Source organism: Desulfatiglans sp., assembly GCA_012513605.1.
Classification (GTDB): Bacteria; Desulfobacterota; DSM-4660; order Desulfatiglandales; family HGW-15; genus JAAZBV01.
In genome coordinates this window covers 1-5289 of record JAAZBV010000013.1, presented here as the reverse complement: position 1 = coordinate 5289, position 5289 = coordinate 1, and the positions used below count along the sequence as shown (strand labels likewise).

6 protein-coding genes and 1 pseudogene are annotated in these 5289 nt (G+C 42.6%); 1 reads left to right on the top strand and 6 read right to left on the bottom strand.

What is annotated here, in order from left to right; all coding sequences use genetic code 11:
• Both GX654_01615 and GX654_01610 read right to left on the bottom strand, forming a co-directional pair.
• Positions 1 to 589: SufD family Fe-S cluster assembly protein (locus GX654_01615; GenBank protein NLD35547.1), on the bottom strand; the 589-nt coding region annotated here is incomplete at its 3' end.
• Entirely contained in the window at positions 570 to 1331 is a 762-nt protein-coding gene (locus GX654_01610; protein ID NLD35546.1) for an ATP-binding cassette domain-containing protein, read from the bottom strand. The genes GX654_01610 and GX654_01615, both read right to left, overlap by 20 nt.
• Before the next feature lie 159 nt (positions 1332 to 1490).
• Here GX654_01610 and GX654_01605 point away from each other — a divergent pair, with 159 nt between their 5' ends.
• Positions 1491 to 2045, top strand: a complete 555-nt coding sequence (locus GX654_01605) for a twin-arginine translocation signal domain-containing protein (GenBank protein ID NLD35545.1) — start codon at positions 1491 to 1493, stop codon at positions 2043 to 2045.
• 62 nt (positions 2046 to 2107) lie between these two features.
• Here GX654_01605 and GX654_01600 read toward each other — a convergent pair whose 3' ends face one another.
• The 4 genes and pseudogenes from GX654_01600 to GX654_01585 form a co-directional block, all read right to left on the bottom strand.
• The gene (locus GX654_01600; GenBank protein ID NLD35544.1) at positions 2108 to 2764 is read right to left on the bottom strand and encodes a hypothetical protein; all 657 of its coding nucleotides are present in this window, start codon (positions 2762 to 2764) and stop codon (positions 2108 to 2110) included.
• A gap of 135 nt (positions 2765 to 2899) precedes the next feature.
• Positions 2900 to 3121, bottom strand: a pseudogene (locus GX654_01595) (AbrB/MazE/SpoVT family DNA-binding domain-containing protein).
• 121 nt (positions 3122 to 3242) lie between these two features.
• Positions 3243 to 4016: a 4Fe-4S binding protein gene (locus tag GX654_01590; protein NLD35543.1), complete on the bottom strand. Its 774-nt coding sequence runs from the start codon at positions 4014 to 4016 to the stop codon at positions 3243 to 3245.
• An 11-nt stretch (positions 4017 to 4027) separates the two neighbouring features.
• A partial coding sequence (locus GX654_01585) for a hypothetical protein (protein NLD35542.1) occupies positions 4028 to 5289 on the bottom strand: 1262 nt, incomplete at its 5' end.

Sequence of the window (5289 nt, the reverse complement as noted above, 5' to 3'; positions counted from 1 at the left end):
CTATCTGGTTACCATCAGTCATAACCCTTTCAGTTATCAGCATTGAGCTGCCAGGCCCCAGTTCTGCTTCATTCAATCTGTTTGCAGAATCAACACCGCCGATCTGGGAGAGTTCCATCTCAGCGTATGCATCCTGTTCCAGAAAGACCTTTGTAGTGGGGTTAAGACTGCGCTTTCCCTTTCCGCTTCCAATGGCAACATGCTTTTCAACATATTTCATCTTTGCATTTTTACCTACCCGGAACTCGTGTATGCCTTCATGCCCCTGTTTTTCAGAAGAGCCGCAGTGTATGCCGCATCCGGCAACTATGGTCACATCTGAATCTTCACCTACAATAAAGTTGTTATACACTACATCATTCAGGCCTGCCTGGCTTACGATAACAGGTATATGGACAGACTCATTTTTTGTGCCGGGCTTGATTGTTATTATAATCCCATTACCCTGTGGATTTGTCTCAATATTGATATTGGCTGACACCTCTCTATTCAGGAGCTTGCCGTTTTTGCGGATGTTGTATGCGCCTTTTGGTATGCCTTCAAGTTCCGCTACCTTTTTTAACAGTTCTTTATCTATAGCATCGAGCATTTACTTCTCCTTCGCAGACATTTGTAAAGCTGCACAGGCTGAAATCGTTCAGTAGAGGCAGCGCCCCTTTAAGATTGCCCCTGTAAATAATTTTGCCGTCCTTTATCAGCAGCAGGACATCAGCTGCCTCAAGGAATGCCCTGTTATGGCTTACTACTATTGTTGTTGTATTGTGATTCTTCTGTTCCTTTTTTAACAGTTTAACCATAGGGTCTATTGTCCAGAGGTCAATGCCTGTGTCAGGCTCATCATAGATCGCGACCCTGGGGTTAAGCGCTATGGTTGTTGCCAGTTCTATCTTTTTTATCTCTCCTCCCGAAAGCCTTGCGTCCACAGGTTTATCCAGAAAATCAAGGGAGCATATCCCGACCCTTGTAATGATATCAACTATCACCTTTTCATCCTCTGTTTTGGCCGCCATTGCCAGAAGATCCCTGCAAGTTGTACCCTTGAACCTGGCAGGATTCTGAAAGCTGTATGCTATCCCGGCGCGTGCCCGGTCAGTGATTGAATAACCTGTTATCTCTTTTCCCTCAAAGATAACTGAGCCTGATGTAGCCTCATTTATCCCCATTATAAGCTTTGCAAGCGTAGTTTTGCCGCTGCCGTTAGGGCCTGTTATTGCGTAGAATTTTCCCTTTTCAAAGGTATAACTGACATTATCAATAATGGTTCTAAGGCTGGATCTACCGTTTGCATCCGTGTTTTGAGCGGTAAAGGTCAGGTTTTTTAGTTCAAGCATTGTGCACCTCAGAAAGGTTAATGTTATAAGTTGATTTATCTTTAAAATGCATTTAAATAAGAGTTATTTCTACCTATTTGTATTTTCACATTTAATGAATGTCAATTTAAATTTGGGTGTCGTCATGCAATTAAACAAATTAACAAAAAGGAGAAAATTATGGCCGAGATTAAAGAAATTAACAGACGGGATTTTATTCAGAATGTATCAACCGGGGCAGCAGGAATAGCCTTTGCCAGTCTGCTCTCTACACTGGCTGCATCCTCACCGGCCCTGGCCCAGCAGCCGGATTACTACAAAAAGATGGATATGAGCAAACTGGGTAATAAATTAAGGGAACCCAATGTGGTGGAATTCAAACCCTGGAAGTCAATACATGATACAATCACCTCTCCAATGATTACGGCCTGGGGTTCAGGGGATATCCCTGAATCAAAGCTTGCCATTGGTTTTGCATATATTACCCAGCCTGATTCCCTGGGCGGCAGCACCCATTCACATGATGATCATGACCAGTGGATATTCCTGATTGGCGGAGACGGGAAAAACTTCCTTGAGTTTGATGCGGACTGTGAGATGCTGCTGGGTGACAAGGTGAGAAAGATCAACTACTCCTGTTATTTCTTTATACCAAAGGGCACGCCCCATTGCCCTCTGGTCATTAAACGGGTGGGTAAACCAATTGTTTTTATAGATGCAAGGGTCAATGGATAAATCGATCCGCAGGGCGTTATATGTTTGATAGTTATACGCCCTGCGTTAATATCGCTTATACCTTAATCCTTTTCTGCCTCTTCCTTTACGCCCTTCATGAATTCACCAAATGCCTTTCCCGCCTCTTCAGGTGTCATGTTCTCATATTGTCCCAGACTTTTCTGCACTCTTCGCGCGGTAAATTGACCGCAAGTAGTAAATATGGCAAGCAGGATAAAGATAATGCCAAAAACCATTAATGCTGTTTTCTGTGCGATTTTATGTACCTCTGTACTTGCTACCAGTAGGAGGTAAAGCCCCCAGGCAAGGCCTAATATTGACCCCAGATAAGGAATAATTCCGAGTATTACTGTTAGAGGAGTAATTGCCGTTGCGTATGCCACACATCTGTAGGTAGTTTCATAGGGCTCCAGTGAACCCATGATTTTCCATATAAGGAAGAGTATAGCTGCCCCAATAAAACTGCAAATCGCAACCATAATGGGATAAAGAATGATGTATGCAAGCCCCATCCAGAATGATGATGCACTTCCAAGGCTGAAGATTGAAAGGATGGCGGTGATCACACCTGAAACCAGCCCAAGGACTACAGCAAAAATCAGGGGTTCGACAAATCCCCCTGTTTTAGGCATTTCACGATAAAACCCCACCGGATTTGTAATGACCTTCATTGCAGTATTCAGAATGTTTTTTACGTTTTTTTCCATGTTCTCATCCATACCCTGTTCCTCCTTATTTTAAAAAAATATTGGTGATAAACAAATGCTCCAGTTTTATTACTTAACTATCATGTCAGTTAGTCTATTTATATGAACTTTGCGCCTTTTTCCTCTTGAATCCAGGCCTGTATCGCATAAGAATCCAGAATATACTTTTTCTTCACATTCTCGCTCCTGCTTACGCTCTTCAAGAAGTACTTTTGTAAGTGATGGCTTTCCCTTAAGCGAACCCCTTAATGCCTTGATTGGGTCTTCAGGCAGTGGGGTAATAACTGCCCTTTTACCTCCAATCAAAGGCTTAACCGATTGTCCGGGATTGATTCTCTGTTTTTCTCTTGTCTCAACGGGAATCACAATCTTATCCTTGAATCAAGTTTTTAACAATGTGCATTTAATTATTTTTCTAAAAATCGGTTGAAGCGGTAAGAAGTATAATTTTAACTCTGCTGTATGTCAATATTCATAAAAATAGAGCCTTTTACCCATTAATAAACATCTCTTTTAAATCAATAAATGGGTTTGTGTATCTGCCCCATTTGCTGCTCTTTTGACCGAACTGGATGGCCTGATTCGGGCACCACTGCATGCAGGCAAGGCACATCTCACAATGGCCACCCCATAAGGGTTTATTATCGGTCAGGCTGATATTTTCCATTGGGCAGACCTTCATGCATATGCCGCATGAGTTGCATTTATTATCTGTGTAAAATTCTTTTGCCATCTCGGCAGGTTTAAAGATATGGGGCCCTGATTTCCCGGATCTCCTTGCATCATCAATCAGGTCTCTATGTATACGGCTATCAGCTATTATTGAAGCTGCATCAGGTATCATCTCCGCCTGTGCATTCAGGCAGGCATCCTGCTCTGCTTTTGTACCCGGAGGAAAAAGTATCTGGGTATTGTCCGGCATGAGTATCTCAAAGGCGGCAGAGAGCCCTTTGCCTTTTTTCTTGAGAAGGTCATCAAGCTGTATTAAGGATATGCCTGCTGATTCACCAAAATTGGCGATAGCAAACAGGTATGTATTATCAGGTATATTAAACCTGTTCACAAACTCTTCTATTATTATTGGAAGACCGCTTACATAAACAGGAAATATAATCCCTGTGGTGGCGGAAACTGTGATCTTTTCGGAATCAATAAGCCGCTTTGTGATCCTGATAATTTTTGTATTAGTAAGCCTAAGGGCAAGCTCCTTTGCTATTTTTAGCGAGTTGCCGCTCCCGGTGAAATAATAGATCACAGTCTCCATATTAATCTTCCTTACCAGGTGAATATTGCAGAGGTCTGTAACCTGTTTACAGTGCCATCTGCCATGCCTTTATACTCTGTTTTATAGTAATCATACTCAATGCCTATGGTTAGCATGGGGAGTACCTTGAACATGGCATTCACAAAATAAAAGCTGTTTTTGTCCCTTGCGCCATTATTGAGGTCATCAGTATCAGGGTTATCAAAACTAAATCCTGCTGTGTACTGCCACTTCTTGTTAAAGATAAAACTGATCTGTGACCACATACCATAACTTGATATCTCATTTCGTGTCGTCGTATTAATACCCTGAAGGATACCACCAAAATAGTCATCAAGGTTTTTACCTGTAAATACCTCACCGCTTAATGTAAAGCGTTCAGAAAGTGGAATAACAAAATCAATGTTACCTGACCATGAGTCATAATCGGTTTTATCACCTATTGTCCATTCCACTTCCTCCTGACCATAATGACCTGATATGCCTATTACATTCTTTTTTCCGGCCAAACCCTTTGTGGTAAGGGCAACCCTTGCCTGAATAGTTGGAAACCCTGCATCATCGCCATCATTCTGGCCGCCAGCGTCAAGGTCTTCGCCGGTAGTTCCTGTTGTCCTTGAAAGGGCAAACTGTGTCAGGATACCTGTAACATCATCAAATGTGTTATTGTAGCTGACCCTTATTTGTGGCCTTCTGTAACCTGTGTTTCCTGATGTAAAGCCCGGTACATAGCTTAAAGAGTTTGGATTAAGCGGTGAGATAACATCCCATGTTTGACCTGCCAGAAAACTTAAGCCCCCTTTTGCTGTTTCCAGGAATGCATGCCTCAGCATGAGTTCTGCCTTGTTTTCATGCGCCACAGGCCCATCACCATAAAAATCTGCCTCAACCTTTGCCTTCGTAACCCATCCCTTATATTGAGGTGCACCAATGTCAAGCCCAAGCCGGCTCTGTCTTGCTGTTATGTTAAAGGTGTTATCATTTTTTACCGTTCCTTCGCTCGGCACATAAAGGACATAATTGCCACTCACAGTCCTGCTGTCATTATAGGAGGCATCAAGCTTGATATAGCCATAGCTTTTTATACTGAATCCATCGGAAGATTTTAATGCCTCCTGTGCAGGTGCAGCGGGATTTTGAGGTGTAACAGTCTTTTCAGTAAGACTGGCCTTCAGTTCATCCAATTCCTTTTCAAGCATCTCTATACGCGCCTTGAGTGTCTCATTATCTGCTCCTGCCATCACGTGCTGTGGAAGAGGAAATATCATCATGG

Coding starts and splice junctions, on each gene's coding strand:
- GX654_01605 (NLD35545.1), top strand. CDS start 1,491: ATGGCCGAGATTAAAGAAATTAACAGACGGGATTTTATTCAGAATGTA.
- GX654_01590 (NLD35543.1), bottom strand. CDS start 4,016: ATGGAGACTGTGATCTATTATTTCACCGGGAGCGGCAACTCGCTAAAA.
- GX654_01610 (NLD35546.1), bottom strand. CDS start 1,331: ATGCTTGAACTAAAAAACCTGACCTTTACCGCTCAAAACACGGATGCA.
- GX654_01600 (NLD35544.1), bottom strand. CDS start 2,764: ATGGATGAGAACATGGAAAAAAACGTAAAAAACATTCTGAATACTGCA.